Origin of the sequence: Streptomyces alfalfae, assembly GCF_004127445.1 — a bacterium.
Classification (GTDB): Bacteria; Actinomycetota; Actinomycetes; order Streptomycetales; family Streptomycetaceae; genus Streptomyces; species Streptomyces alfalfae.
Genome location: NZ_QEXM01000003.1, coordinates 16,725 through 40,279 on the forward strand (window position 1 = coordinate 16,725; position 23,555 = coordinate 40,279).

General features: G+C 73.4%; 26 protein-coding genes. 13 read left to right on the plus strand and 13 right to left on the minus strand.

The genetic code is table 11. From position 1 onward, the window contains the following. Window positions 1–8: 8 nt before the first annotated feature. The 4 genes from DCW30_RS00800 to DCW30_RS00815 all read right to left on the minus strand — a co-directional run bounded on the left by DCW30_RS00800 (window position 9) and on the right by DCW30_RS00815 (window position 4,017). The gene (locus DCW30_RS00800) at window positions 9–872 is read right to left on the minus strand and encodes a substrate-binding domain-containing protein (protein ID WP_076682642.1); all 864 of its coding nucleotides are present in this window, start codon (window positions 870–872) and stop codon (window positions 9–11) included. A gap of 142 nt (window positions 873–1,014) precedes the next feature. Then, on the minus strand, window positions 1,015–1,170 hold the full coding sequence (locus DCW30_RS38030; RefSeq protein ID WP_309029599.1) for a hypothetical protein: 156 nt from the start codon (window positions 1,168–1,170) through the stop codon (window positions 1,015–1,017). A 273-nt stretch (window positions 1,171–1,443) separates the two neighbouring features. After that, the gene (locus tag DCW30_RS00810) at window positions 1,444–3,195 is read right to left on the minus strand and encodes an ABC transporter ATP-binding protein (protein WP_206269297.1); all 1,752 of its coding nucleotides are present in this window, start codon (window positions 3,193–3,195) and stop codon (window positions 1,444–1,446) included. 213 nt (window positions 3,196–3,408) lie between these two features. After that, window positions 3,409–4,017 carry a TetR/AcrR family transcriptional regulator gene (locus tag DCW30_RS00815; protein ID WP_062772551.1) on the minus strand — a complete coding sequence of 203 codons (609 nt, stop codon included), beginning with the start codon at window positions 4,015–4,017 and terminating at the stop codon, window positions 3,409–3,411. Between the two features lie 111 nt (window positions 4,018–4,128). On the opposite strand from DCW30_RS00815, the gene DCW30_RS00820 reads away from it, so the two are divergent. The 3 genes from DCW30_RS00820 to DCW30_RS00830 all read left to right on the plus strand — a co-directional run bounded on the left by DCW30_RS00820 (window position 4,129) and on the right by DCW30_RS00830 (window position 7,044). Next, window positions 4,129–5,607, plus strand: coding sequence for a cytochrome P450 (locus DCW30_RS00820; protein ID WP_076682644.1), 1,479 nt, complete (start codon window positions 4,129–4,131; stop codon window positions 5,605–5,607). 88 nt (window positions 5,608–5,695) lie between these two features. Continuing rightward, the gene (locus DCW30_RS00825) at window positions 5,696–6,007 is read left to right on the plus strand and encodes a hypothetical protein (protein ID WP_076682646.1); all 312 of its coding nucleotides are present in this window, start codon (window positions 5,696–5,698) and stop codon (window positions 6,005–6,007) included. Further along, window positions 6,004–7,044 carry a glutathione S-transferase family protein gene (locus tag DCW30_RS00830; protein WP_076682648.1) on the plus strand — a complete coding sequence of 347 codons (1,041 nt, stop codon included), beginning with the start codon at window positions 6,004–6,006 and terminating at the stop codon, window positions 7,042–7,044. The genes DCW30_RS00825 and DCW30_RS00830 overlap by 4 nt, the downstream gene beginning before the upstream one ends. 86 nt (window positions 7,045–7,130) lie before the next feature. Here the strand turns inward: DCW30_RS00830 and DCW30_RS00835 are convergent, their stop codons facing one another. After that, entirely contained in the window at window positions 7,131–7,367 is a 237-nt protein-coding gene (locus DCW30_RS00835; RefSeq protein ID WP_062772561.1) for a hypothetical protein, read from the minus strand. A gap of 144 nt (window positions 7,368–7,511) precedes the next feature. Next, a complete protein-coding gene (locus tag DCW30_RS00840) occupies window positions 7,512–8,441 on the minus strand; it encodes a LysR family transcriptional regulator (protein WP_076682650.1) in 930 nt (309 codons plus the stop codon). Window positions 8,442–8,582: 141 nt separating this feature from the next. Between DCW30_RS00840 and DCW30_RS00845 the strand changes: the two genes are divergently transcribed. Both DCW30_RS00845 and rpmF read left to right on the plus strand, forming a co-directional pair. After that, window positions 8,583–9,830, plus strand: a complete 1,248-nt coding sequence (locus DCW30_RS00845) for an MFS transporter (RefSeq protein WP_076682652.1) — start codon at window positions 8,583–8,585, stop codon at window positions 9,828–9,830. A 332-nt stretch (window positions 9,831–10,162) separates the two neighbouring features. Beyond that, a complete protein-coding gene (rpmF, locus tag DCW30_RS00850) occupies window positions 10,163–10,336 on the plus strand; it encodes a 50S ribosomal protein L32 (RefSeq protein ID WP_076682654.1) in 174 nt (57 codons plus the stop codon). 45 nt (window positions 10,337–10,381) lie between these two features. Here the strand turns inward: rpmF and DCW30_RS00855 are convergent, their stop codons facing one another. Both DCW30_RS00855 and DCW30_RS00860 read right to left on the minus strand, forming a co-directional pair. Further along, on the minus strand, window positions 10,382–10,618 hold the full coding sequence (locus DCW30_RS00855) for a hypothetical protein (RefSeq protein WP_076682656.1): 237 nt from the start codon (window positions 10,616–10,618) through the stop codon (window positions 10,382–10,384). 35 nt (window positions 10,619–10,653) lie between these two features. Further along, window positions 10,654–11,274 carry a TNT domain-containing protein gene (locus tag DCW30_RS00860; protein ID WP_076688482.1) on the minus strand — a complete coding sequence of 207 codons (621 nt, stop codon included), beginning with the start codon at window positions 11,272–11,274 and terminating at the stop codon, window positions 10,654–10,656. A gap of 396 nt (window positions 11,275–11,670) precedes the next feature. Between DCW30_RS00860 and DCW30_RS00865 the strand changes: the two genes are divergently transcribed. Next, a complete protein-coding gene (locus tag DCW30_RS00865) occupies window positions 11,671–12,954 on the plus strand; it encodes a lactonase family protein (RefSeq protein ID WP_079249872.1) in 1,284 nt (427 codons plus the stop codon). Between the two features lie 11 nt (window positions 12,955–12,965). After that, a complete protein-coding gene (locus DCW30_RS00870; RefSeq protein WP_062772576.1) occupies window positions 12,966–13,253 on the plus strand; it encodes a DUF1232 domain-containing protein in 288 nt (95 codons plus the stop codon). Here the strand turns inward: DCW30_RS00870 and DCW30_RS00875 are convergent. The 3 genes from DCW30_RS00875 to DCW30_RS00885 all read right to left on the minus strand — a co-directional run bounded on the left by DCW30_RS00875 (window position 13,218) and on the right by DCW30_RS00885 (window position 15,788). Further along, window positions 13,218–13,931, minus strand: a complete 714-nt coding sequence (locus DCW30_RS00875; protein ID WP_076682658.1) for a DUF2470 domain-containing protein — start codon at window positions 13,929–13,931, stop codon at window positions 13,218–13,220. The genes DCW30_RS00870 and DCW30_RS00875 overlap by 36 nt on opposite strands. 115 nt (window positions 13,932–14,046) lie before the next feature. Then, complete coding sequence (locus tag DCW30_RS00880; protein ID WP_076682660.1) at window positions 14,047–14,703, minus strand: MBL fold metallo-hydrolase; 657 nt, start codon at window positions 14,701–14,703, stop codon at window positions 14,047–14,049. Then, entirely contained in the window at window positions 14,703–15,788 is a 1,086-nt protein-coding gene (locus DCW30_RS00885) for an S-(hydroxymethyl)mycothiol dehydrogenase (protein ID WP_076682662.1), read from the minus strand. The genes DCW30_RS00880 and DCW30_RS00885 overlap by 1 nt, the downstream gene beginning before the upstream one ends. A 147-nt stretch (window positions 15,789–15,935) precedes the next feature. Here DCW30_RS00885 and DCW30_RS00890 point away from each other — a divergent pair, with 147 nt between their 5' ends. The 4 genes from DCW30_RS00890 (at window position 15,936) to DCW30_RS00905 (ending at window position 19,632) form a co-directional block, all read left to right on the plus strand. After that, complete coding sequence (locus DCW30_RS00890; protein ID WP_076682664.1) at window positions 15,936–16,745, plus strand: ABC transporter permease; 810 nt, start codon at window positions 15,936–15,938, stop codon at window positions 16,743–16,745. Between the two features lie 11 nt (window positions 16,746–16,756). Further along, window positions 16,757–17,245, plus strand: coding sequence for a glutathione peroxidase (locus DCW30_RS00895; protein WP_076682666.1), 489 nt, complete (start codon window positions 16,757–16,759; stop codon window positions 17,243–17,245). Window positions 17,246–17,381: 136 nt separating this feature from the next. After that, window positions 17,382–18,572, plus strand: a complete 1,191-nt coding sequence (locus tag DCW30_RS00900; protein ID WP_076682668.1) for a D-alanyl-D-alanine carboxypeptidase family protein — start codon at window positions 17,382–17,384, stop codon at window positions 18,570–18,572. 46 nt (window positions 18,573–18,618) lie between these two features. Beyond that, a complete protein-coding gene (locus DCW30_RS00905) occupies window positions 18,619–19,632 on the plus strand; it encodes a Gfo/Idh/MocA family protein (protein ID WP_076682669.1) in 1,014 nt (337 codons plus the stop codon). Window positions 19,633–19,643: 11 nt separating this feature from the next. Here DCW30_RS00905 and DCW30_RS00910 read toward each other — a convergent pair whose 3' ends face one another. Next, window positions 19,644–20,690, minus strand: coding sequence for a YihY/virulence factor BrkB family protein (locus tag DCW30_RS00910; RefSeq protein WP_076682671.1), 1,047 nt, complete (start codon window positions 20,688–20,690; stop codon window positions 19,644–19,646). Between the two features lie 58 nt (window positions 20,691–20,748). Continuing rightward, the gene (locus DCW30_RS00915; RefSeq protein ID WP_076682673.1) at window positions 20,749–21,162 is read right to left on the minus strand and encodes an SsgA family sporulation/cell division regulator; all 414 of its coding nucleotides are present in this window, start codon (window positions 21,160–21,162) and stop codon (window positions 20,749–20,751) included. 271 nt (window positions 21,163–21,433) lie between these two features. Between DCW30_RS00915 and DCW30_RS00920 the strand changes: the two genes are divergently transcribed. Both DCW30_RS00920 and DCW30_RS00925 read left to right on the plus strand, forming a co-directional pair. Continuing rightward, window positions 21,434–22,972: an ATP-dependent DNA ligase gene (locus DCW30_RS00920; RefSeq protein WP_076682675.1), complete on the plus strand. Its 1,539-nt coding sequence runs from the start codon at window positions 21,434–21,436 to the stop codon at window positions 22,970–22,972. A 94-nt stretch (window positions 22,973–23,066) separates the two neighbouring features. Next, the gene (locus DCW30_RS00925; protein WP_062772610.1) at window positions 23,067–23,552 is read left to right on the plus strand and encodes a cation:proton antiporter regulatory subunit; all 486 of its coding nucleotides are present in this window, start codon (window positions 23,067–23,069) and stop codon (window positions 23,550–23,552) included. The last annotated feature ends 3 nt before the right edge of the window (window positions 23,553–23,555 follow it).

Consider the following 23,555-nt stretch of genomic DNA (forward strand, 5'->3'; position numbering starts at 1 on the left):
GGTGCCCGTCAGGGCTTCACGGTCTCCAGCGCTTCGGTGAGCGCGGCGCAGAAGCGGGCCTGTTGGCGGGCGCTGGGCGGCAGTTCGGGGTTCCAGGGCAGGGACCGGACGCCCGGCCCCAGGGCGTCGCCGAGTTCGGCCGCGTTGCCGCGCACGTCGGTGAGCACGAGATCGGGTTCGAGGGCGGCGGCCTCGGCCCATGTCGTCGTGGTCCAGTTGCCGCCCTGCCCCGACGCCGGGTCCACGAGCCCGACGCCGAGACCGGCGAGCGCGGCCAGGTCGGGCCAGGCGTCGGGCCTCGCCAGATGGACGGAGTCGGGACCCGCCGGGGAGAGGGCGAGCACACGCGGCCGTACCCGACCGGCCGCGGCCTCGCTCAGCCTGCCCTCCGCGACCGCGAGTTCCTGGTCCGCGTCGGGCTGTGCGGGAGCGCCCAGGCTGCGGGCGAGGGCCGTGACGCGCCCTCTGACACCGGCGAGGCTGCGGCCGCGGCCGACGTCGAGCACGACGAGCGGCACCCGCTCCTCCAGGTGTTTGGCGGCCTCCGGATCGATGCCGTAGACCTGACCGCCGCCGTAGGTGAGGGCGACGACCAGGTCGGGCTCCGCGCCGAGCAGCGCCTCGGTGTCCAGTGCGGGCCCGGCTCCGAAGTAGGGGACGTCCGCCAGGGGCAGGTCCCCCGATTTGGCGGGGTCCGGCGCCGCCGGGTCGTCGTGCGCGGAACCGAAGACGCCGAGCGGGCGTATGCCGTGGTCGTGCAGTGCCGCGCCGGTCGGCAAGTAGGCGACGAGGCGAGCGGGACGTCCGGGCGCCCTCACCAGATGGTCCCGGTCGTCGGTGAACTCCCATTCACGGGCGGTCTCGTGTGCCATGGTGCGACTCCTCCTGCTGCTCCCGTACCACGGCCCAGCCCTTCGCGCCCCTGCCCGGCCGCGAGGCCTCCACCGTGGCCGTACCGGAGCTACCTGCCCGGGCGCGCGGCGCGGTACACCGGGTCTCCGGGCACCTCGGAGCTCAGAGCCGGCGCTCCGCGGCCTCCACCGTGTCGGTGAGGCCGCTGTTGCACGCGAGGTCCGCCTGCGGGGCGTGACGGCGGGTCAGGTCGACGATCTGCTCGAAGAGCGGCAGCAGTTGTTCCGTCTCGCGGATGCCGACGCCGACGACCACCACGTCCCAGGGCCGCTCGCCTCAGCGAGGCCTCGAGCGCGGGCCCTGCCGTTCCGTCGGCGACGACCGTGGTCACCGCGGCGTCGATGCCCCGATCCGCGAACTTGCGCAGCTCCGCGTCGAGCGCCGCCTCGACGGCGTCGGCGTTGGGCATGGCGTGCGGGTCATAGCCGATGACGAGTACGGAGGGCATGCGGCCGATCGTGACAACGGGGAGCGGCGGTGGTGTTGGCCCGCCCGAGCCGCCCCCCTCCATCCGGGCCGCCGGGCGGACGCTCACCGTGAGGCCGCCAGGAACTGCGTCGCCGCCAGTTCTCCGTACAGCCGGTCGGACGCGACCAGTTCGGTGTGGGTGCCGACCGCCCGTACCTTCCCCGCGTCCATCACCACGATCCGGTCGGCCGTCGTCACCGTCGACAGGCGGTGGGCCACCACGAGGACCGTGACCTCGCGGGATATCTCCGTGATGACGTCCCGGAGGGCCAGTTCGTTGACCGCGTCCAGTTGCGAGGTGGCCTCGTCGAGGAGGAGCAGGCGGGGTTTCCTCAGCAGCGCCCTCGCGATCGCGACGCGCTGGCGTTCACCGCCGGACAGCTTGGAACCCCGGTGGCCGACCACCGTCTCCAGGCCCTCGGGCAGCCGCTCGACCAGGCCGTCGAGGCGTGCGCGTACGAGGACGTCGCGGACCTCGGCCTCGGTGGCGTCGGGCGCGGCGAACAGCAGGTTCTCCCGCAGGGTGCCCGCGAGGACGGGGGCGTCCTGCTCCACGTACCCGATGGCGGCCCGCAGTTCGGCCAGCGGCCACCGCCGTACGTCCTCGCCGTCGACGAGGACCCGCCCGCCCGTCGCCTCGTAGAACCGCTCGACGAGGCCGAACACGGTCGTCTTGCCCGCGCCCGAGGGGCCCACGAAGGCCGTCATGCCGGGTCCCGGCACCTCGAAGCTCACGCCGTGGTGGACGTGGGGCAGATCGTCGCGGTAGCGGAAGGTGACCTCGTCGAAGACCACCGAGGCCGGGCCCGCGGCGCCCCGGGCGGACTCCCGGGCCACGTCGGTCATCGGCTCGGCCGTCGGCTCGGTCTCCAGGCGCTCGGCCTGCACGATCCTCGCGACCGCCGCCGAACCCACCTGGTAGTGCGACGCCGCCTCGACCATGCGGGACACCGGGTCGATCAGATAGAAGAGGAAGAGCAGGAAGCCGACGAGCGTCGAGACGGAGATCGCGCCGGACGCGACGCGCGCGCCCCCGATGCCGAGGACGGCGAGGAACGACACCTGCACGGCGAGCCCGACCGAACTCCACGCCACCGACTGCCACTTCGCCGACCGCACGCCGTGCCGCCACGCCTCCCGCGCGGCCTCCTGCACCGCCGCCGCCTCGCGCCCCTCGGCGCCGGACGCCTTGAGGGTGCGGAACGCGCCCAGGGCGCGTTCGAGCGCCGTGGAGATCAGGCCCACCGCCTCCTGGGAGCGCCGCGTGGCCTGCGCGATCTTCGGCATGACCAGGGACACCGCGCCGCCGATGAGCACGATCACGCCGATGGTGACGCCGAGGAGCACCGGGTCCATCAGCCCCATCAGGACGATGGTCGCGGCGAAGGTGAGCGCGCCGGAGACCGCGGAGACCACGGACTGGGTGGTCACGACGCGCAGCAGCGTCGTGTCCGAGGTGACCCGTGACATCAGATCGCCCGGCTGCGTCCGCTCCACCTCGGTGAGGCGCAGCCGCAGCAGCCGTCCGATGAGGGTGCGCCGTGCCGCGAGCACCACCGACTCCGCGGTGCGCTCCAGGATGTACGCGCCCACGGACTCGATCGCCGTGCCGAGCACCACGAGCGCGGTCAGGAGCAGCAGGATCCCGGCTATGGACTCGTCGTCGCCGAGCCGGTCCACGAGGGTCATGGCGGCCAGCGGCTGGGCCACGCCGGTCGCCGCTCCGATCAGCGTGAACAGGGCTCCGAGGGCGACGGCGCCGCGGTGCGGACGGAAGTGCCGGTACAGGGCCTGCCAGGTCTCCCGGGCGGGCAGCCGCTCCGAGCTCTCCTCGGCCGGCGATCGCTCTGTGGCGGCCTCCTTGGTGGGCAGACTCTCCGTGGTCTCCTCCCGGTCGGGGGCGGGTCTCTGCTGGGCATGGGTGAAGGCGCCTTCGGTCACGTCCGGCAGGACGCGGCGGGGGCCGCTTCCACCTGACTGACCGATGACGCGCCGCGCCCGGCGGTGGGCGCTTCGTGGGCCGCCGCGTCACCGCGTGATGGCCCCCAACAGCGTCCTGGCGCACAGGTCCCGCACCTGTTCCCGGGTGAGTTCGGGTTCCTCCAGCCACTCCAGGCAGACCGCCACCATGAAGGCCAGCCAGCCCCGGACCGCCAGTCGCAGCGCCGGCGGGTCCTGGATGGTGTCCGTGGTGGCGGGGTCCGCCGCGAGGGCCGCGAGGATCTGCCGCTCCTGGGCCGCGAGGCCCTCCGCGTAGACCTCGCGGACCAGCGGGTCGCCCGTCGCCTCCGCCCGGTGGAAGGCCCGGAAGCCCTGCGCGTGGCTCTCCACGTAACCGAGGAAGGCGTCGAGCCCCGTGGTGATCTGCTCGCGCACCGGCAGGCCGGGCTCGGCCGCGGTCAGGCGCAGCATGCGCTCGCTCTCCCGCTGGACGACGGCGGCGAAGAAGTCCCGTTTGGTCGGGAAATAGTGGTAGAGGAGTCCGCGTGAGACGCCCGCGATCTCCGCGACCCGCTCGATCCACACGTCGTCGTACGGCTTCTGCGCGAACAGCCGTGATCCGACGGAGAGCAGCTGCTCACGCCGCTCCTCGCTGGTCAGTCTGCGACGCGTGCGCTCCTGCGGGGTGGCGGACATACGAAAAACCTTACTTGACGCGAATTCAATAGCGACCCCAGACTGGGGAGCCCTGTTGAATCCACGTACAACTGGCCCGACGGGCCGCTGTGACAAGGGGAGATGGCGCGCATGGCGCAGACGACGCGGGCCGCGGCGGGGCAGGACGGTCCGGCCGCTCCCCCGCCCAAGGGGTTCCGCAGCGCGGAGCTGGGCTGGCCCGGGCTGGAGCGCATACCGCATCCGCCGTACCGCCTCCCGCTGCTCGGTGACGTCGTGGGCGCGAGTGTGCGCACGCCGTTGCAGGACTCGATGCGGCTGGCCGAGCGGCTGGGGCCGATCTTCCGGCGCAGGGCGTTCGGCAAGGAGTTCGTGTTCGTGTGGGGCGCGGAGCTGGCCGCCGACCTGGCGGACGAGTCGCGGTTCGCCAAGCACGTGGGGCTGGGCGTGGCCAACCTCCGCCCGGTGGCGGGCGACGGGCTCTTCACCGCGTACAACCACGAGCCGAACTGGCAGCTGGCCCACGACATACTCGCGCCCGGGTTCAGCCGCGACGCGATGGCGGGCTACCACCCGCTGATGCTCGACGTCGCACGGCAGCTCACGGCCCGCTGGGACGAGCGGGAGTCGGCGGGGCGGGCGGTGGACGTGCCCGGCGACATGACGAAGCTGACGCTGGAGACGATCGCCCGCACCGGCTTCGGGCACGACTTCGGGTCCTTCGAGCGGGCGGCCCCGCACCCCTTCGTGACGGCGATGGTCGGCACGCTCTCCTTCGCCCAGCGCCGCAACGTCGTACCACCTCTGCTCTCCCCGCTGCTGCGCGGCGCGCACCGGCGCAATGACGCCGACATGGCCTACCTCAACCGCACCGTCGACGCCGTGGTGGCGGCCCGCCGCGCATCGGACGGCTCGGGCGCCCACGGTGATCTGCTCGACCGCATGCTCGACGTCGCCCACCCCGAGACGGGCGAGCGGCTGTCCGCGGAGAACATCCGCCGCCAGGTCATCACCTTCCTGGTCGCGGGGCACGAGACGACGTCCGGCGCCCTGTCGTTCGCCCTGCACTACCTCTCGCGGTCCCCGGACGTGCTGGCACGCGCGCGTGCCGAGGTCGACGAGGTCTGGGGCCGGGACGGCGAACCCGCGTACGAGCAGGTGGCCAAGGTGCGCTATCTGCGCCGGGTGCTCGACGAGTCGCTGCGGCTCTGGCCGACCGCTCCCGGGTTCGCCCGCGAGGCGCGTGCGGACACCGTGCTCGGAGGCGTGCACCCGATGCGCCGGGGCGCGTGGGCGCTGGTCCTCGCCACGATGCTGCACCGGGACCCGGCCGCGTGGGGCGAGCACCCGGAGAGGTTCGACCCCGACCGGTTCGCGCCTTCGGCGGTACGGGCCAGGCCCGCGCATGTCTTCAAGCCGTTCGGCACCGGGGCGCGGGCCTGCATCGGACGTCAGTTCGCGCTGCACGAGGCCACCTTGGTGCTCGGGCTGCTGCTGCGCCGCTACGACCTGCACGCCGACCCCGGGTACCGGCTGCGGGTCGCCGAGCGGCTGACCCTTATGCCGGATGGACTCACCTTGCGGCTCACGCGCCGCTCCCCGGCCGCGTAGGAGCGCCATTGTCAGACCCGTGCGCCACAGTGGAGGTGGGCATCGTCGCGATGCCGCCACGCCACCCAGCGCAGAGGAGTCGCTCGACATGACCGGCACGACGTCCGAGGAACTGCTCGCCGCCCAGGCCTGCTTGCGTCTGCTGCACACGGCGCGCGCCGCGCTGTCCGACGCCGCCGAGGTGCCGCCGGCCGCCGCGGCCACGCTGCTGGCCGGGCCGATCGCGGAAGCCGACGCCGCGCTGCGCCGCGCGGGCCTCACGGGCAACGAGGCGGCGCTCATCGACCGTATCTACGACCTGTCGCCCCACCCACCGGCCGCCCCGCCGGCCCCGCCCGCCCAGCGCTCACCGCAGGCCACGCCGGCCCGTTCCCGGGAGCGGGAGGGCAGCCAGTCATGAGCGCACAGGACGAGACGCCCGGGGCCGGCGCGGAAGGCAACGCCTCGTACGGCCACAAGGCATTCAAGCGCTCGAAGAGCCACTTCGCGGACCGGGTCACCGCCGACGGCAGGGACGGCTGGCCGGTGGAGGCCGGGCGGTATCGCCTGGTGGTGAGCCGGGCCTGCCCCTGGGCGAGCCGGGCCCTGGTCTCGCGGCGACTGCTCGGCCTGGAGGACGCCCTGTCCCTGGGCGTCACCGACCCCATCCAGGACGACCGGAGCTGGCGTTTCACGCTGGACCCCGACGACCGCGACCCCGTCCTCGGCATCCGCTATCTGAGCGAGGCGTACGACGCGCGGGAGAGCCGCTATCCGGGCGGCGTCAGTGTCCCCGCGCTCGTGGACGTGCCCAGCGGCGAACTGGTCACGAACGACTATCAGCAGCTCACCCTCGACTTCGCCACGCAGTGGACGGCGCTGCACCGCGAGGGGGCGCCCGACCTGTATCCCGAGCCGCTGCGCGACGAGATCGACGTAGTGATGGACGGCATCTACCGCGACGTCAACAACGGCGTGTACCGCGCGGGTTTCGCCCCGGACCAGAAGGCGTACGAGGCGGCGTACCACGACGTCTTCCACCGTCTGGAGGTGACGTCCGAGCGGCTGGCGACCCGGCGCTATCTGGTCGGCGACACCATCACGGAGGCGGACATCCGGTTCTTCACCACGCTGGTGCGGTTCGACGCGGTGTATCACGGCCACTTCAAGTGCAACCGCAGAAAGCTGACCGAGGACCCGGTCCTGTGGGCGTACGCACGGGATCTGTTCCAGACGCCGGGCTTCGGCGACACGGTCGACTTCGACCACATCAAGAGGCACTACTACCAGGTGCACTCGGGCATCAACCCGACCCGTGTCGTGCCGCTCGGCCCCGACCTCGGCGGCTGGCTCACACCGCATCGCCGCGAGGAGTTGGGCGGGCGTCCGTTCGGGGACGGCACGCCGCCCGGACCGGTCCCCGCGGGTGAGGAGGTGCCCGTGACCGGAAGGCCCTGAGATCCGCGCCGCGACCGGTCCGGCCGAGCCGTCGCTCCGGCTGTCCCGGCGGCCCGCTGGACCCGTCGGCCCCATGGACCGTCGGCCTAATGGACCCGCCAGGTGAACTTGTCGCCGCCCACCCACCGCACGGTGTCCGGGTCGTCCAGGTCGTGCACGGTGATGCCCGCCATGGCGGCCGCGTCCAGGACATCGGTGACGGTCTTGGCCTTGCCCACCACCTCACCGTCGATCTCCACGATGCGGAAAGGCGGGGTGCCGGCCTGGACGCCGAGCACGGTGATCCGGGGTTTCGCCATGTACAGGTACGCGCTTTCGGTCATGCCCGGAACTCTTCCACGGCAGCCCGGGAACCCGCCTCGGCGCTCGGCCGCTCGGGCTACGGGGGCCTGCGGTCACCCCCTTGCGGGGCGAGCGCCGGGCGCGGACTCAAGCCCTGGCGCGAGGCCGGGAGTTCGCAGCGGCGCTCATCGGGCCCACGCCGGTGTCCATGTGGCGCCGACCCGGTCACCGGGGTGAGCGGCGGCGAGGTGGTCGCGGAGGCGGCCCAGCGCGGGGTGCGGGTTGTCGGCGTGCAGGATCAGGGAGTGCGGATAGACCGGCATCGGGTCGCGCACCGGGATGCGCCGCAGGTCGTCCCCGGCGGGCCGGACGACGTGGGTCCACTCGCCGACCAGCGTGGCGATGCCGGGCGACTCGGCGATGGTGTCGAGGAGCGGCTCGGTGCCGAACTCGGGCCCGGTCGCCTCGATGCTGAGCCCGAAAGCGGCGGCGAAGTCGTCGTAGTAGGCGGCCCACTCGGTGCCCGCGACGAGGCCCGGCATCCAGATGCGGTGCCCCGCCAGTTGCTCCGGCGTGACCGCGCGGGCCCCGGCGAGGGCGTGCTCGGGGCCGGTGAGCAGATGGATGGGCTCGTCGTGCACCCGGACGGCCTCGATGCCGTCGGGGAGCCGGCTCGCGGGCACCGTCACCGCGCGGAAGGTGGCGTCGATCGTTCCGGAGCGCACGGCGGCGATGGCCGCGTCGGCGTCGAACAGCGTCACCATGTCCAGGGCCACGTCGGGGTGCGCCCGGTGGAAGCCGCGCAGCAGGTCCGCCGGTGCGAGCCGCCTGCCGATCACGTCGACGCGCAGCGCACGGCTGCCGGGCCGCACGGAGGCCGCCGCGCGCTCCTCGACCCTCAGCAGGTCCCGGGCGTACGGCAGGAAGACCTGCCCGTCGATGGTGGGCCGGGCGCCGCGCGGTGTGCGGTGCAGCAGCCGCACCCCGAGGTCGCTCTCCAGCACGGCGACCCGCTTGGACACGGCCTGCTGGGTGATTCCCAGGTCGGCGGCGGCCCCCTGGAATCGGCCCGCGTCGACGACGGCGACGAAGGCGCGCACGGCGTGGAGATCCATGCCGGGCAGCCTAATCCGACAACCGGCGGTTGTGGCCGACCCCTCCTGGCAGTTGTTTGATGTCCAGGCCGGTCACCCGCTTGGATGTTCGTCGGCAACGTGCGGTTGCCGGGACGGGAAGAGGACCAACGGAGTGGCGGGGTGAAGGGCAGGCGGTCGCTCGGGCGGCGCTTCGGGTGGCTCTGGGCGGCGTACGCGGTCAGCTCCTTCGGGACGCGGCTGGCGTTCGACGCGTTCTCGATGATCGCGATCCTGGCGCTGGGCGCGGGGGCGACGCGGGTCGCCCTCATTTCCGCCGTGGGCCTCGCGGTGGGTGCGGTGGCGGCGGTGCCGCTCGGCCCGTGGGTGGAGTTCCGCCGCAAGCGGCCCGTGATGATCGCGATGGATGTGGTGCGGTTCGGGGCGCTGGTCAGCGTTCCCGCCGCGTATGCGCTCGGTCTGCTCGGTTTCGCGCACCTGCTGCTCGTCTCGGCCGTCGTCGCCGCGGCCGACATCACGTTCACCGCGGCGAGCGGCGCCTTCCTCAAGGCCCTGGTGCCGCCCCGGGACCTGCTGGTCGCGAACGGCCGCTTCGAGTCGACCACCTGGACGGCCACCATGCTGGGGCCGCCGCTCGGCGGCGCCGCGGTGGGACTCTTCGGCCCCGTGCTGACCGTGCTCGCCGACGCGGTCAGCTATCTGCTGTCCGCCATCGGCATCAAGGCGATCGGCGGCGAGGAGCCGCTGCCGGAGCGCGGTGACACGTCACGGGGGATGCGGGCGGGCGATCTCCTCGACGGCTGGCGGTTCATCCTGGCGGACCCGGTGCTGCGCCCGCTGTTCCTCAACACCGTGCTGGTCAACGGCCTGATCATGGCGGCCACGCCACCGCTCGCCGTCCTGATGCTCGGCGACCTCGGCTTCGCGCCCTGGCAGTACGGCCTCGCGTTCGCGCTGCCGTGCCTCGGCGGCCTGGTCGGGGCGCGGCTCGGCCGGTTCCTCATCCCGAAGCACGGGCAGCGGGGAGTGCTGCTCGCGGCGGGAACGCTCCGGGCGTGCTGGCCCGTCGGTCTCGCCTTCATCGGGCACGGCGCCGCGGGACTCGTCCTGGTGATGGTCGTCGAGTTCGCCCTGATCACCTGTATCGGGGTGTACAACCCGGTGCTGTCCACCCTCCGGCTCGAACGCGCCCCGGCGGACCGCGTCACGCGCATCCTCTCCGCCTGGTCGGTCACCGGTAAGACCACCGTCGCGGGCATGACCGCCCTGTGGGGACTGCTGGCCGCTGTCACCGGCCCCCGCGCCGCGATCGCGGGCGCGGGGCTGATCATGCTGCTGGCCACGCCGCTGCTTCTGCCCTGGCACGACCGCGCACGACACAGGACGCCCGCCGGAACGGGCAGCGCCTAGGCCGGCGGCGCGACAGCCCCGCACGAACCGGCGGCCGTGACGAGGGCGCGTGTCATCGGTCGGCTCCGGGTACGGGGAGCGACACGGATTCGAACCGAAGCCCGCGCGACTCTCAACGTCATGTTTAGGGTGAGACTTCGTGTCGGATTCGCCCGCTCCCCGCTCCCCGGCGTTGACCCGGATCGCCGTACGGAGACGCCCGGCGAGCCCCTCCCGCCACAGGTCCGGCTGCGACACCAACCCGACAGGGCCCTTGCACGGTTTGTTAATGGCATTCATTTTCATATAGCGTGCGGTTCCGTCCCCGCACACAGCTCACCGAGGAGCCCCCCATGGCCGTGCCCAAGCGCAAGATGTCCCGCAGCAACACCCGTCACCGCCGCGCCCAGTGGAAGGCCGTCACGCCCCAGCTCGCCCCCGTCACGGTCGACGGCATGCGGCACATGGTCCCGCAGCGCCTGGTCAAGGCGTACGAGCGCGGGCTGCTGCGCCCCGAAGGCCAGTAGAACGGCACCCCGGGCCCACCCCGGCATGCCGTGCGCCGCCCCGGCTCAGGTCAGCAGGCGCAGCATGTGCGCGCAGGCCGAGGCCTCGTCCCCGTGCCGGGTCAGCGGATGGCGCGCTCCCCGCTCGTACGTCCCGACCTCCCACGTCCCGTCATCGGCGGCCCTGCGGAGGTAGACGAAGTCCGGGGGCGTGGGGGCGGGTTCGTGGACGCCCTCGATCCAGTAGTAGCCGTCGGCCACGCGGGCCGACCGGAGGGCGGACAGCAGCGCCGAGACGTCCACCGGGTCCCCCCTCTCCGGCCGGCCCACGCAGGCGTCTAGGCCTTCGCGGGCTCCAGGTAGCCGTGATCGAGCAGCCACTTCACATGGAGGCGCTGACCCTCGCCGGGGTCCAGGAAGGCCGGGTCGAGCTTGATCTGCTGTCCGCCGCCCGGCTGCTCGAACCAGGGGGCGATGCCGCCCTGCCACACGGAGAACGGCTTGCGCACCTCGTACACACGGTAGTCGCAGGCGTGCGCGGCCTCGCGGGTGTTGAGGTTCTGCGGCGGCAGCGCGCGCTCCGCGTAGGAGTCACCGGCCGGGGCCAGATAGGAGCCGAACTCCGATCCGAAGCGGTCGAGCCGCTCCCCCTTGTCCAGCCGCTCGCGGTGCTTGTCGACCTGTCCGTTGACGGTTTCGAAGCCGTCGTTGGGCGGATACTTCCAGCCACCGGTGGACGCGGGGCCGTCCCAGTACTTCTTCAGGAAGGCCTGCGGCGACAGCCCGCCCGTCCGCTTCCAGCCCTTCAGGAGCGGGCCGACCGGACGCTGCCACTTCTTGGGCAGCCAGCGGGGGCCGAGGCGGGAGTCACCCTGGAACTCCCCCGTGCACGGCTCGCGTGCCGCCGCGCCGACCGGGGGCTCCGGAGCGGCGGCGCTCGCGGTCGGCGCCGCGGCCATGACCCCGGCGACGCCGAGCGCGGCAAGGACGGTTCGGACGCGGGCCGGGTGGCTGCGGGTCAGGGGGCTGCCCGTCCGATGGCTGTGGGTCAACTCGGCGTCTCCTCATCAGGTGTCTGGCGTGCGTGCGACCAAGTGGCTCGCACACCGTATCCGAGCGGTAGCCCTGTGTGTCCGGTCACGCGCGAGCGGCACACCCGCGTCGGCCGAATCGGCGCGGTGGGCGCCGGGAGGCGGTCGAGGCGGTGCGCGTCCGGAGGAGGGCGAGGCGGTGCGCCTCTTGTCGGCGCCGACGGGGACCGGGCAGTGTGGCTGCCACACCCGTCACTCCCGACTCCCCACTCCCGACCCCGACATCAACCCCGCCCCCCGATCCCCGACCCCCAAGGTGCAGCCATGAACAGCGGAACAGGGCCGGACCGCGATCCCGTGAACCCCGCGAGCCCCGCGAGCCGCCCGGGGCGGCGGGCCGTCATCGGGGCCCTCTCGGGGATCGCCCTCGCGGCGGCCGGCGCGGCCTGCGGTTCGGCGGAGCCGCCCGCGCGGCGTGTGCGGCCGGAAGCCAGGCGTACCGAGGCGGCCTCGTCGGCCGCGCACCGGCCTCGCCGCGCGGGGCGGCTGTTCCTCGGGACGTACACCTCGCAGGAGGGCGGCGGCTCGGGCATCGGTCTGGCGACGTACGACGAGGCGACGGGGCGGATCACCGGCGCCGGCACGATCGGCGGGGTGTCCGACCCCTCCTATCTGGCCCTGCACCCCTCGGGCCGCACGCTCTACGCCGTCGACGAGCGTGAGGAGGGCGGCGTGACGGCCGTCGCGCTCTCCCCCGGCGGCGGGCACGAGATCCTCGGCACACGGGGGACCGGCGGCGCGGCGCCCTGCCACCTCTCGGTGCACCCGGGCGGCAAGTGGCTGCTCAGCGCGAACTACGGGTCGGGCAGCGTGGCCGTCCACCCCATCGACGCCTCGGGCGCGCTGGGCGAACGGACGGATCTCGTCAGGCATACGGCCCCGCCGCCGGGCCCCGGGCAGGACGGGCCGCACGCCCACCAGATCGTCACCTCCCCCGACGGCCGCCACGTCCTCGCCGTGGACCTGGGCGCCGACACGGTCTACACCTACCGTCTCGACACCAAGGCGGGCACCTTGCGCCAGGTGTCGTACGCGCGCCTGCGGCCCGGCGCGGGGCCGCGGCATCTGGCGTTCCACCCCTCGGGGCGGTTCGCGTACCTCGCCAACGAGCTGGACGACACGGTGGTCGTCTGCGCGTACGACCCGGGCAGCGGGCGGCTCACCCCCGGCGAACCGCAGCCGACGGGATCCGGCGGGGGCGCCAACTATCCGGCGCAGTTCGTGGTGACCCGAAAGGGGCGCTTCGCCTTCCTCGCCAACCGGGGGCACGGCAGCGTCGCGCGGTACGCCGTCGAGCGGGCGGGGGCCCGGCTGCGGCTGCTCGGCACGGTGGCCGTGGAGGGGGACTTCCCCCGGCATCTGGCGCTCTCGCCCTCGGAGCGGCTGCTGTTCACCGCCAACCAGAAGTCGGGCTCGGTGAGCGTCTTCCGGGTCGACGCCGGGACCGGCGCGTTGCGTCTCGCGGGCAAGCCGTTCGGAGCGCCGGTCGCGGTGTGCGCGCTGCCGCAGGGACCGCCCGTCGGCGACACGGGGCGCGGCAGTCGCTAACGTACGTACGTATGAGCACGGATATGGCCATTTTCCTCACCGTCGCGGCCGTTCTCGTCGCCGCGACGCTCGCCGTCGCCGTCATGCTGCTCGTACGCCTCGTGCGCACCCGCCGCCACCTGCGCAGAGCCGGGCTCCCCACCGACCGCCGCTGGGTCTTCTGGGGTGCCGTGGCCTATCTGCTGCTGCCCGCCGACCTGCTGCCCGATCCCATCTACCTCGATGACATCGGGGTGCTCCTGGTGGCGCTGCGCTCGATGCGGTCAGCCGCCGACGGGCCTGCCGCGCCAGGACGCTGAGAGGCGGGCCTTCATCAGCAGGGCGTGCATGCAGTCCGTCACCTGGGTGACGTCCTCGACGGGCTGGTGGAAGGGCAGGCGCACGTCGGCCTGGCCGCGGGCGCGTTCGAGCCGCAGGGAGATGCCGTGCATGTCCACGGCGAGCGGGCGGACGCGGACCACGCCGTGCAGGCTGTCGGGGCTGATGAGGCGGGTGAGCTGTTCGACGGCGTCCGGGTGGGCGTCGGCGAGGTGCGTGAGGAGGCGCGGCTCGGCCTCGGCCAGCGGATCGGGGGCGGTCAGGGCGAGTTCGTCGAGCTCGATGCCCTCGCGTTCGCCGTTCGCGTCGTGCAGCACCGCGCACGTCGGCTCGAAGAGCAGGTGCTCGCCCTCGTAGGCGAGGGTTCCCGAGAGCCAGAGGCGGGCGCGGATGCGCTCCCTCATGGGGACGGGCGCGACGTCGGCGAACTCGATCAGCGTGGACGGTTCGCCGCGCGGTGTGCAGATGAGGGCGGCGGCCAGCGCGCTGTCGTCGGGCGGGGAGAGCAGCAGCCTGCCGTCCTCGGTCACGCTGTGCGCGCCCACGAGTTCGTCCCTGCCGGTCTGCGTGGTCACCGCGCAGGACCACGCGGTGGCGAGCAGGGAACGCGCGCGTGCCGCCGCTGTGGGCACGATCGTGCTGCTGTGACGGACACCCATCCTGAACCTCCATTAGGTAAGCCTTGCCTAACTTATCGGAGATCGGGGAGTGTCGCCAGTACGCGAAAGGCCCGCACGGCGAACCGTGCGGGCCATCCCCGTGGAACCGGACCCGTCAGTGCCCCCGGGCGATCCACTCCTGGAGATGCGGCGCCTCCGCGCCGATCGTCGTGCTGTCGCCGTGCCCGGTGTGCACCACCGTGTCGGGCGGCAGCGTCAGCAGCCGCCGCTCGATGGACTCGACGATCGTCGGGAAGTCGCTGAAGGAGCGGCCCGTCGCCCCCGGCCCGCCCGCGAACAGCGTGTCGCCGGTGAAGACGGCGCCGAGGCCGGGGGCGTGCAGGCTGACGGCGCCGTGGCAGTGGCCCGGCGTGTGCAGCACCTTCAGGACGGTGCCCGCGACGGCGAGTTCCTGCCCGTCGGCGAGTTCGCCGTCGGGGGCCCGGTCGGGGTGGGTCTGCTCCCACAGCTCGGTGTCGGCCGGGTGCAGCAGGACCGGAGCGCCCGTACGCGCGGCGAGCGCCGGGGCCGCGTCGATGTGGTCGTCGTGGGCGTGGGTGCAGACGACGGCGACGAGGCGCCGCCCGCCCACGGCCTCGGCGATGGCGTCCGCGTCGTGCGCGGCGTCGATGACGACGCACTCGCTGTCGTCGCCCACGATCCATACGTTGTTGTCGACCTCCCAGGTGCCGCCGTCGAGGGAGAACGTCCCCGACGTGACGAGGTGGTCGATCCGCGCGCCCGGGGCGCCGTGCGGGCTCTCGGCGGTCATCAGAACACCACCACCGAACGCAGGACGTCGCCGTGGTGCATGCGCTCGAAGGCCTTCTCCACGTCCTCCAGGGCGATGGTCTCCGTGACGAACGCGTCCAGGTCCAGGCGGCCCTGCCGGTAGAGGTCGATGAGCATCGGGAAGTCGCGCGAGGGCAGGCAGTCGCCGTACCAGCTCGACTTGAGCGAGCCGCCGCGGCCGAAGACGTCGAGCAGCGGCAGCTCGATCTTCATCTCCGGGGTCGGCACGCCGACCAGGACGACCGTGCCCGCCAGGTCGCGGGCGTAGAAGGCCTGCTCATAGGTCTCGGGGCGGCCGACCGCCTCGATGACGACGTCCGCGCCGTTGCCGCCGGTCAGCTCGCGCACGGCCTCGACGGGGTCGGTCTCGCGGGAGTTGACGGTGTGGGTGGCGCCGAGGCTCCTGGCGGTCTCCAGCTTCTTGTCGTCGATGTCCACGGCGATGATCCGCGCGGCCCCGGCGAGCCGGGCGCCCACGACGGCCGCGTTGCCGACGCCTCCGCAGCCGATGATGGCGACCGAGTCGCCGCGGCCGACCTCGCCGGTGTTGATGGCCGCGCCGATGCCGGCCATCACGCCGCAGCCGAGCAGGCCCGCGGCGGCGGGCGAGGCGTCGGGGTCGACCTTGGTGCACTGCCCGGCGGCGACGAGGGTCTTCTCGGCGAAGGCGCCGATGCCGAGGGCCGGGGAGAGTTCCGTGCCGTCGGCGAGCGTCATCTTCTGCCGGGCGTTGTGCGTGGCGAAGCAGTACTGGGGGCGACCGCGCAGACAGGCACGGCACTGCCCGCACACGGCACGCCAGTTGAGGACCACGAAGTCACCGGGGTCGACCTCGGTGACGCCCTCGCCGACCGACTCGACGACGCCGGCGGCCTCGTGCCCGAGCAGGAAGGGGAACTCGTCGTTGATGCCGCCCTCGCGGTAGTGGAGGTCCGTGTGACAGACCCCGCACGCCTGGACCTTCACCACGGCCTCGCCCGGACCCGGGTCCGGCACCGTGATCGTCTCGATCCGCACCGGCTCGCCCTTCGCGCGTGCGACCACGCCTTGCACCTGCTGCGCCATGACTACAGCCCTTCTCTCTCTGCACGTCTTTCCCGCCCCATCGTTACAGGTCCGGCACCCGCTGTCCGCAGCGGCACGGGTACGCCGCCGGCGCGGGGCGGGGCAGCCACGGAGAACGCGGCGTCTGACGCCCTCTAGGGTGTCCGCGTGCGTGATCTCGCTGCTCAGGCCCTGCTCCCCGTCGACACGGCCCTCGCCGTGGCCCTGTTCGCGCTGCTGCTCGTCGCCACGGCGACGGCGGCCGTGTTCCGGCTCGCGCCCGACGGCTCACGGGGCCGGGCGCGCGAGATCCTGCTGGCCGGGGTCCGCGCCACCGTGCAGTTGGGCGCCGTCTCGCTGGTGATCGGCCGGGTGGCGCACCACACGGCGGCGCTCTACGCCTTCCTGCTGCTGATGTTCGGCGTGGCCGCCCGTACCGCGGGGCGCCGCATCACCCGGAACGGCACCTGGTGGTGGGCCGCCCTGCCCGTCGCGGGCCCCGTCATCCCCGTGGTGGCGGGACTGACGGCGGCGGGGCTGCTGCCCGTGCGGGGCATCGCCATGATCCCCGTGACGGGCATCCTCATCGGCGGCGCCCTGACCGCCACGGTGCTCTCGGGACGCCGCGCCCTGGACGAACTCCACACCCGCTACGGAGAGTTCGAGGCGGGCCTGGCCCTGGGCCTCGCCGACCACGACGCCCGCATGGAGGTCGTCCGCCCCGCCGCGTCGGACGCCCTGCTGCCGGGCCTCGACCAGACCCGCACGGTGGGCCTGGTCACCCTCCCCGGCGCCTTCGTCGGCATGCTCCTGGGCGGCGCGTCGCCGGTCCTCGCCGGAGCCGTGCAGCTCTTCGTCCTGATCGCCCTGCTCGCCGTCCAGGCCGTGGCCGTGGCCGTGACGGTCGAACTGATCGCCAGGGGGCGTCTCCACCGCGAAGGGACCGGCCTCGCGAAGACCCGGACGGGCCGGGCGTAAGCTCGACGACCATGTCCGTCTACGAAGAAGAAATCGGCGCCCTGCGGGGCGGTTCCGCCGACCTGCGCCAGTTCGAGGGCAAGACCGTCCTCGTCGTCAACGTGGCCTCAAAGTGCGGTCTCACCCCGCAGTACGCGGGCCTCGAGCGGCTGCACGAGCAGTACGCCCCGCGCGGCTTCAGCGTGCTCGGGGTGCCCTGCAACCAGTTCATGGGCCAGGAGCCCGGCACCTCGGAGGAGATCGCCGAGTTCTGCTCGGCGACGTACGGCGTGACCTTCCCGATGACGGAGAAGGTCGACGTCAACGGCGCGGACCGGCACCCGCTGTACGCGCGCCTCGTCGACACCCCCGACGCCGAGGGCCACACCGGTGACATCCGGTGGAACTTCGAGAAGTTCCTGGTCGACGGCGCCGGCGAGGTCGTCGCCCGGTTCGGGCCGCGCACCGAGCCGGACGCCCCCGAGGTCGTCGCCGCCGTCGAGAAGCACCTGCCGACCTGACACCACCGCCCGCAAGCGGGGCGCCTCCGGCCGGGTGAGGGCGGCCCGGCCGGGGGCGCGGGCCGCCGAGCGGGTGATACGTCCGGCCGGGCCAAGCCGATCTGCGGAGTGACGGCGGCGCTCATACGGTGACCGAATGGTCATCAGGTACCTTTCGCGCTCCTCCTCCGTCCGTACCGCGGCCCTCGCGCTCGGGGCCCTGGTCCTCCTGTCCACGCCCGTCTCCGCCGCCGAGCTTTTGGCGGAGCCCGCGCCGCCGCGCCCCGTCCCCGCGTACACCTCCGCCTACCTGGACCGTCCCGGCGTGCAGGTCAGGCCCGACGCCGACGCGCCGCCGCTGCCCTCTCACGTCTCCGCGCTCGCCTGGCTGGTGGCCGACGCCCACTCGGGCGAGGTGCTCGCCGCGCGGGACGCGCACCGCCCGCTGCCGCCCGCCTCGACGCTCAAGTCCCTCTTCGCCCTCGCGGTCCTGCCCCACCTGGACGTCGGCAGCCGGCACCTGGTCGCCCCGCGCGAACTCGACCTGGTCGGCGCCGGCAGCAGCCTGGTCGGTGTGGCGCCCGGCCGTGACTACCGCGTCGACGACCTGTGGCGCGGCGTCTTCCTCAGCTCCGGCAACGACGCCGTGCACGTCCTCGCGCGGCTCAACGGCGGCCTGGACAAGTCGGTGCGGCAGATGCGGGAGAAGGCCCGGGAGCTGGGCGCGCGCGACACACACGTGGTCTCGCCCGACGGGTACGACGCCGACGGGCAGGTCTCGTCCGCCTACGACCTGGCGGTGTTCGGCAGGGCCGGGCTCGCCGACCCGCAGTTCTCCCGCTACTGCTCCACGCGCGTCGCCCAGTTCCCCGCGGGCGGCTGGTCGTACCCCATCCAGAACACCAACCGCCTGCTGACCGGCGCGGACGGCGTCGCCCCCTACCCGGGGCTGCTCGGCATCAAGAACGGCTACACCAGCAACGCGGGCGCCACGCTGATCACCGCGGCCCAGCGCGACGGGCGCACGCTCGTCGTGACGGTGCTGAACCCGCAGGAGGGCGGCGGATACGCCGTCTACGAGGAGGCCAGGTCCCTGCTCGACTGGGGCTTCGCGGCGGCGGAGAAGGTGCGGCCCGTGGGTTCGCTGCTCCCGCCGCCCGCGAAGATCTCCCGCGCGCGCACGACCTCGGAGAGCGCCCTGCTGGAGCCCGACGACTCCGACTGGCCGGCGCTCATGATGGTCATGGCGGGCGGCGTCGCCGTCCTCGCGGGCCTGATCGTGGCGGTCAGGCGGCGGGCGGCTACGGTGTCCCGGCGCACGGAAGCGAAGAAGAAGATCGTCGAGTGAGGGCCCGCCGCCGCGCGGGCGCCGCGCGAGCGTGGGGAGACGCCGGATGAGCGGAGCGCTGGGGGTGGCCGTGCTCGGCGCGGGCCACATGGGGGCCGACCACATACGGCGCATCGGCGGGACGGTGGGCGGGGCCCGCGTCGTGGCCGTCGCCGACCCCGACACCGCGCGGGCCGAGGCCGCGGTGGCCGGACGCCCCGGTGTCCGGGTGCACGGAGACGCCCTCGCCGCGCTCGACGCCCCCGGCGTGGAGGCGGTCCTGGTGGCCTCGCCCGAGGCGGCGCACGAGGAGGCGCTGCTCGCGGCGTGCGCGCGGGGCCTGCCGGCGCTCTGCGAGAAGCCGCTGACGCCCGGCTCCGCCTCGGCGCTCCGGGTGGTGGAGGCCGAGGCACGGCTGGGCCGCAGGCTGATCCAGGTGGGGTTCATGCGGCGGTACGACGCGGAGTACGCGGCGCTGAAGTCCCTGCTCGACTCCGGGCGGCTCGGCCGCCCCCTCATGCTGCACTGCCGCCACCGCAACGTCTCCTCTCCCCCGCACTTCACCTCGTCGATGCTGATCAGCAGCTCCGTCTCGCACGAGATCGACGCGGCCCGCTGGCTGCTCGGCCAGGAGATCACCGCGGTGACGGTGCTGCGGCCCGCTCCCTCGTCCGGGGCCCCCGAGGGGCTGCTCGATCCGCAGCTCGTGCTGTTCGAGACGTCGGGGGGCGCGGTCGTCGACGTGGAGATCTTCGTCAACTGCGGTTTCGGTTACGAGGTGCGGTGTGAGGCGGTCTGCGAACACGGCAGCGCCCAGGTCGGTGACGCCCGGGCGATGGTCGTCCGCTCGGCGGGCGGCGCGCGCGAGGAGGTGCCGCAGGACTACCTGGTCCGCTTCGCCGACGCCTACGACCGCGAGGTGCGCGCCTGGGTCGCCGCCGCGCGCCGGGGCCGGGCCGAGGGCCCGAGCGCCTGGGACGGCTACGCGGCGGCCGTCGTCGCCGAGGCCGGGGGCGCGGCGCTGCGCGACGGCAGGCGCACGGAGGTCGCCCTGGAGCGGCGGCCCGCGCTGTACGGCTGAGGTCCTGCCCCTCACGGCTCCCGGGAGTCGGTGTCCAGGCGGCGTCTGTCCTGCTCGTCCCATGTGGCGGTGGAGCGTGGTTCGACGTAGGGCTCCTCGTCCGGCGGATGGCCTCCGGCGATGGCCCGCTGCCGCGAGGTCTCGGCGTCGAACTCCAGGCCGAGGAGGATCGCGAGGTTGGTGATCCACAGCCACACCAGGAAGACGATGATCCCGGCGAAGGTGCCGTACGTCTTGTTGTACGAGGCGAAGTTCGCCACGTACAGCGCGAAGGCGGCGGAGGCGATCAGCCAGATCAGCAGGGCGAGGAAGCTGCCGGGGGTGACCCAGCGGAAGCCGCGCACCTTGGCGTTGGGCGTCGCCCAGTACAGGATGGCGATCATCACGATGACCAGGAGCACGAGCACCGGCCACTTCGCGATCGACCAGACGGTCAGCGCGGTGTCGCCGATGCCGAAGGCGGTGCCGGCCTGGCGGGCCAGCGGCCCGGTGAAGACCACGATCAGCGCGCTGATCACGGCGAGAAGCATCAGGACGACGGTGACACCGACGCGGACCGGCAGCACCTTCCAGACCGGGCGGCCCTCGGGGATGTCGTAGACGGCGTTGGCCGAACGGATGAACGCCGCCACGTAGCCGGAGGCGGACCACACCGCGAGGACCAGGCCGACGAGGGCCATGACCGAGCCGACCCCGGCGTTGCCCTGGAGCTGCCGCACCGCGTTGGTGATCACTTCGCGCGCGGCGCCGGGCGTGAGCTCGGTGATGTTGTCGAGCACCTTGTCGGTCGTCGACCTGCCCGCGATGCCGAGCAGGGAGACCAGGACGAGCAGGGCCGGGAACAGCGCCAGGATGCCGTAGTACGTCAGGGCCGCCGCGCGGTCGGTCAGCTCGTCGCGCTTGAACTCGCCGAGGGTCCTGCGCAGCACGTCCCGCCACGACTTCTTGCCCAGGGCCGTGGGTGTGTCCGGCGCCCGCCGCTCCACCTCGGGCCCGGGCCCGTGCTCCGGGTCCCGTCCCTCATCCCCGCTTCGCCCCGGTTCATGTAGCCGTGTCATGTGTCCAGCAGTACCCGTGGTCCGGGCCGCTCGCATGCGGGCCGGGGCTCCGGACGGGTCAGACGCCGCCGAGCAGCCGCGAAAGGCCCTGGTCGAGATCGAGGCTGGTCTCCTCGTCACCGGCGGGGACGGCGGCATAGGTGCGCGACAGGAAGCGGCGCAGCACGGAGGTGTCGAACTGCACCACGGCCAGCCCCTGGTGCGAGTGGAACTCCAGCACGGTCCGCGCCCGGCCGGACGGCCATACGTGCACGTCACCGCCGCCCGCGGGGGCGGTGAGGCCGTCGTCGAGGAGCTGGCGGGCGAAGACCCAGGTGACCTCCATGCCGTCCAGCGAGGCCTCGGAGGGGAAGGTGATCTGGACGGCCAGGGGGTCCGCCGCCGAGTAGCGCAGGGCCACCGCCAGGGCGCGCTCGCGGCCGTCCGGGGTGACGAGGCGAGCACGTGCGGGCTGCTGGAGGGTGTCGGCCATGATCGAGCTCCACTTCGGTCGTTCCGGTTCTCGGGACCTCCGGCGGCGAGGCCCCATGCCCTTGGGACCCGGGACACGGGCCTCCATTACGGCGGCACGCCAAAAGATTCATATGACCTGCGTCACCCCCTCGCCGCTGAGGCTCCGTGGCCGCCCGTGGTCGGCCGCACCGCCGCGCGTTCCGAGTGCCCTGCACGACGGGTCGCACACGTCCCTCCGGTGAACAGCGGCCCCGGCTGCGTCCGGCACGCCTCCGGTGCAGGATGGCCCCATGCTGCTCGCCCGGCTCGCCCACGTGTCCAAGGAAGTGGCCGCCACTTCCGCCAGGTCCCGGAAGATCGCTCTGCTCGCCGAGCTGTTCCGCGCGGCGGAGCCGGAGGACGTGCCGGTCGTCATCCCGTATCTCGCGGGGCGGCTGCCCCAGGGACGCCTCGGCATCGGCTGGAGCACGCTGAAGGAGGCGGGGCCGCCCGCCGGGGAGGCGACGCTGACCGTGGCGGGGGTGGACGCGGCACTCACCGCGATCGGCGCGGTGTCCGGCGCCGGGTCCCAGGCCGAGCGCAGGCGCCTGGTGGGCGAGCTGCTGGGGGCCGCGACCGCCGACGAACAGAAGCTCCTGACCGGCCTGCTCACCGGCGAGCTGCGGCAGGGGGCCCTGGACGCGGTCGCCGTCGAGGGGCTCGCGGTGGCCACCGGGACCCCGGCGGACGCCGTGCGGCGCTCGGTGATGTTCGCCGGGGGTGTGGCCCCGGTCGCCGAGGCCCTGCTCGCACGCGGCGCCGAGGCGCTGGAGGAGTTCCGCCTGACGGTGGGCCGCCCGCTCCAGCCGATGCTCGCGCACGGCGCCCCGTCGGTCGCCGAGGCCGTCGACAAGCTCGGCGCGTGCGCGGTCGAGGAGAAGCTGGACGGCATCCGCGTCCAGGTGCACCGCAGCGGCGACACCGTACGGGTCTACACGCGCACCCTGGACGACATCACCGACCGGCTGCCGGAGCTGACCGCCGCCGCGCGGGAGCTCAGGGGGGACAGCTTCATCCTGGACGGTGAGGTCATCGCGCTGGACGCCGGCGGGCGTCCGCGGCCGTTCCAGGACATCGCGGGGCGTGTCGGCTCCCGCGTCGACGTGGCGGCCGCGGCGGCCGAGCTGCCCCTGTCCCCCGTCTTCTTCGACGCGCTGTCCGTGGCGGGCCGGGACCTGGTGGACCTGCCGCTGACCGAGCGGCACACGGAGCTGACCGCCCTGGTCCCCGAGCCGATGCGGGTCCGCCGCACCCTGGTCGAGGACCCGGCCGACGAGCGGCAGCGCGCCGGGGCCCAGGAGTTCTTCGAGGCGACGCTGGGGCGCGGCCACGAAGGCGTGGTGCTGAAGTCGCTCGACGCCGCCTACAACGCGGGCCGCAGGGGCGCCTCCTGGCTGAAGGTGAAGCCGGTCCACACCCTGGACCTGGTGGTCCTCGCCGCCGAGTGGGGCTCGGGCCGCCGCACCGGCAAGCTCTCCAACCTGCACCTGGGCGCGCGGCGGCCCGACGGGAGCTTCGCCATGCTCGGCAAGACCTTCAAGGGCATGACGGACGAGATGCTGGCCTGGCAGACCGAGCGCCTCCAAGAGCTGGCGGTCGGCGGGGACGGCTTCGTCGTGCGGGTCCGCCCCGAGCTGGTCGTCGAGATCGCCTACGACGGCCTGCAGCGCTCCTCCCGCTACCCGGCGGGCGTCACCCTGCGCTTCGCCCGCGTCGTGCGCTACCGCGAGGACAAGCCCGCCGACCAGGCGGACACCGTCGAGACGGTGCTGTCCCGGCGCGACGTGTGACGGTGCGCGGCGCTTCCGGCGTGATTTTGCCAATCCTTAACGCCCGATAGGGTGACAGCTTGGGGTTGATCGCTTATCACGCAAGGGGAGAGCTGTGCCCGCATCACGTCTCAGCCGTACGCCGCTTCCAGGCATCGGCATCCGGTACGACCTGACCACCCGAGAACAGCGCAGGCTCTCGGTGGTCGCGCACCGGGACGGTGCGCGGACGCTGAGCGCCTACCGCTCCGACGACCCGGACGAGTGCGCGCTGTCGCTGCGGCTCAGCTCGGGTGAGGCGGACGCGCTGATCGACGCCCTGATGCCCTCGCACCACAGCCCGAACCTGCTGCACACCACGGACCTCGGCCTCGTCGCCGAGCGGGTGCTGCTGTCGGCCACCTCGCACTGGAACGGGCGCCTCCTCGGCGAGACCCGGATGCGCACCGAGACCGGCGTCTCGATCGTCGCGGTCCTGCGGCGGGCCGATGCCATCCCCTCCCCCGCCCCCGACTTCCGGCTGGCGGGCGGCGACACCCTCATCGTGATCGGCACGCGCGAAGGCGTGGAGACCGCCGCGACGATACTCGGAAGGGAGTGACCG

Coding starts and splice junctions, on each gene's coding strand:
- DCW30_RS00840 (WP_076682650.1), bottom strand. CDS start 8,441: ATGGATCTCCACGCCGTGCGCGCCTTCGTCGCCGTCGTCGACGCGGGC.
- DCW30_RS00835 (WP_062772561.1), bottom strand. CDS start 7,367: ATGACCGAAAGCGCGTACCTGTACATGGCGAAACCCCGGATCACCGTG.
- DCW30_RS00800 (WP_076682642.1), bottom strand. CDS start 872: ATGGCACACGAGACCGCCCGTGAATGGGAGTTCACCGACGACCGGGAC.
- rpmF (WP_076682654.1), top strand. CDS start 10,163: ATGGCCGTGCCCAAGCGCAAGATGTCCCGCAGCAACACCCGTCACCGC.
- DCW30_RS00915 (WP_076682673.1), bottom strand. CDS start 21,162: ATGGCCGACACCCTCCAGCAGCCCGCACGTGCTCGCCTCGTCACCCCG.
- DCW30_RS00860 (WP_076688482.1), bottom strand. CDS start 11,274: ATGGCCGCGGCGCCGACCGCGAGCGCCGCCGCTCCGGAGCCCCCGGTC.
- DCW30_RS00900 (WP_076682668.1), top strand. CDS start 17,382: ATGGTCATCAGGTACCTTTCGCGCTCCTCCTCCGTCCGTACCGCGGCC.
- DCW30_RS00920 (WP_076682675.1), top strand. CDS start 21,434: ATGCTGCTCGCCCGGCTCGCCCACGTGTCCAAGGAAGTGGCCGCCACT.
- DCW30_RS00830 (WP_076682648.1), top strand. CDS start 6,004: ATGAGCGCACAGGACGAGACGCCCGGGGCCGGCGCGGAAGGCAACGCC.
- DCW30_RS00865 (WP_079249872.1), top strand. CDS start 11,671: ATGAACAGCGGAACAGGGCCGGACCGCGATCCCGTGAACCCCGCGAGC.
- DCW30_RS00815 (WP_062772551.1), bottom strand. CDS start 4,017: ATGTCCGCCACCCCGCAGGAGCGCACGCGTCGCAGACTGACCAGCGAG.
- DCW30_RS00825 (WP_076682646.1), top strand. CDS start 5,696: ATGACCGGCACGACGTCCGAGGAACTGCTCGCCGCCCAGGCCTGCTTG.
- DCW30_RS00880 (WP_076682660.1), bottom strand. CDS start 14,703: ATGACCGCCGAGAGCCCGCACGGCGCCCCGGGCGCGCGGATCGACCAC.
- DCW30_RS00910 (WP_076682671.1), bottom strand. CDS start 20,690: ATGACACGGCTACATGAACCGGGGCGAAGCGGGGATGAGGGACGGGAC.
- DCW30_RS00875 (WP_076682658.1), bottom strand. CDS start 13,931: ATGGGTGTCCGTCACAGCAGCACGATCGTGCCCACAGCGGCGGCACGC.
- DCW30_RS00820 (WP_076682644.1), top strand. CDS start 4,129: ATGGCGCAGACGACGCGGGCCGCGGCGGGGCAGGACGGTCCGGCCGCT.
- DCW30_RS00885 (WP_076682662.1), bottom strand. CDS start 15,788: ATGGCGCAGCAGGTGCAAGGCGTGGTCGCACGCGCGAAGGGCGAGCCG.
- DCW30_RS00895 (WP_076682666.1), top strand. CDS start 16,757: ATGTCCGTCTACGAAGAAGAAATCGGCGCCCTGCGGGGCGGTTCCGCC.
- DCW30_RS00905 (WP_076682669.1), top strand. CDS start 18,619: ATGAGCGGAGCGCTGGGGGTGGCCGTGCTCGGCGCGGGCCACATGGGG.
- DCW30_RS00870 (WP_062772576.1), top strand. CDS start 12,966: ATGAGCACGGATATGGCCATTTTCCTCACCGTCGCGGCCGTTCTCGTC.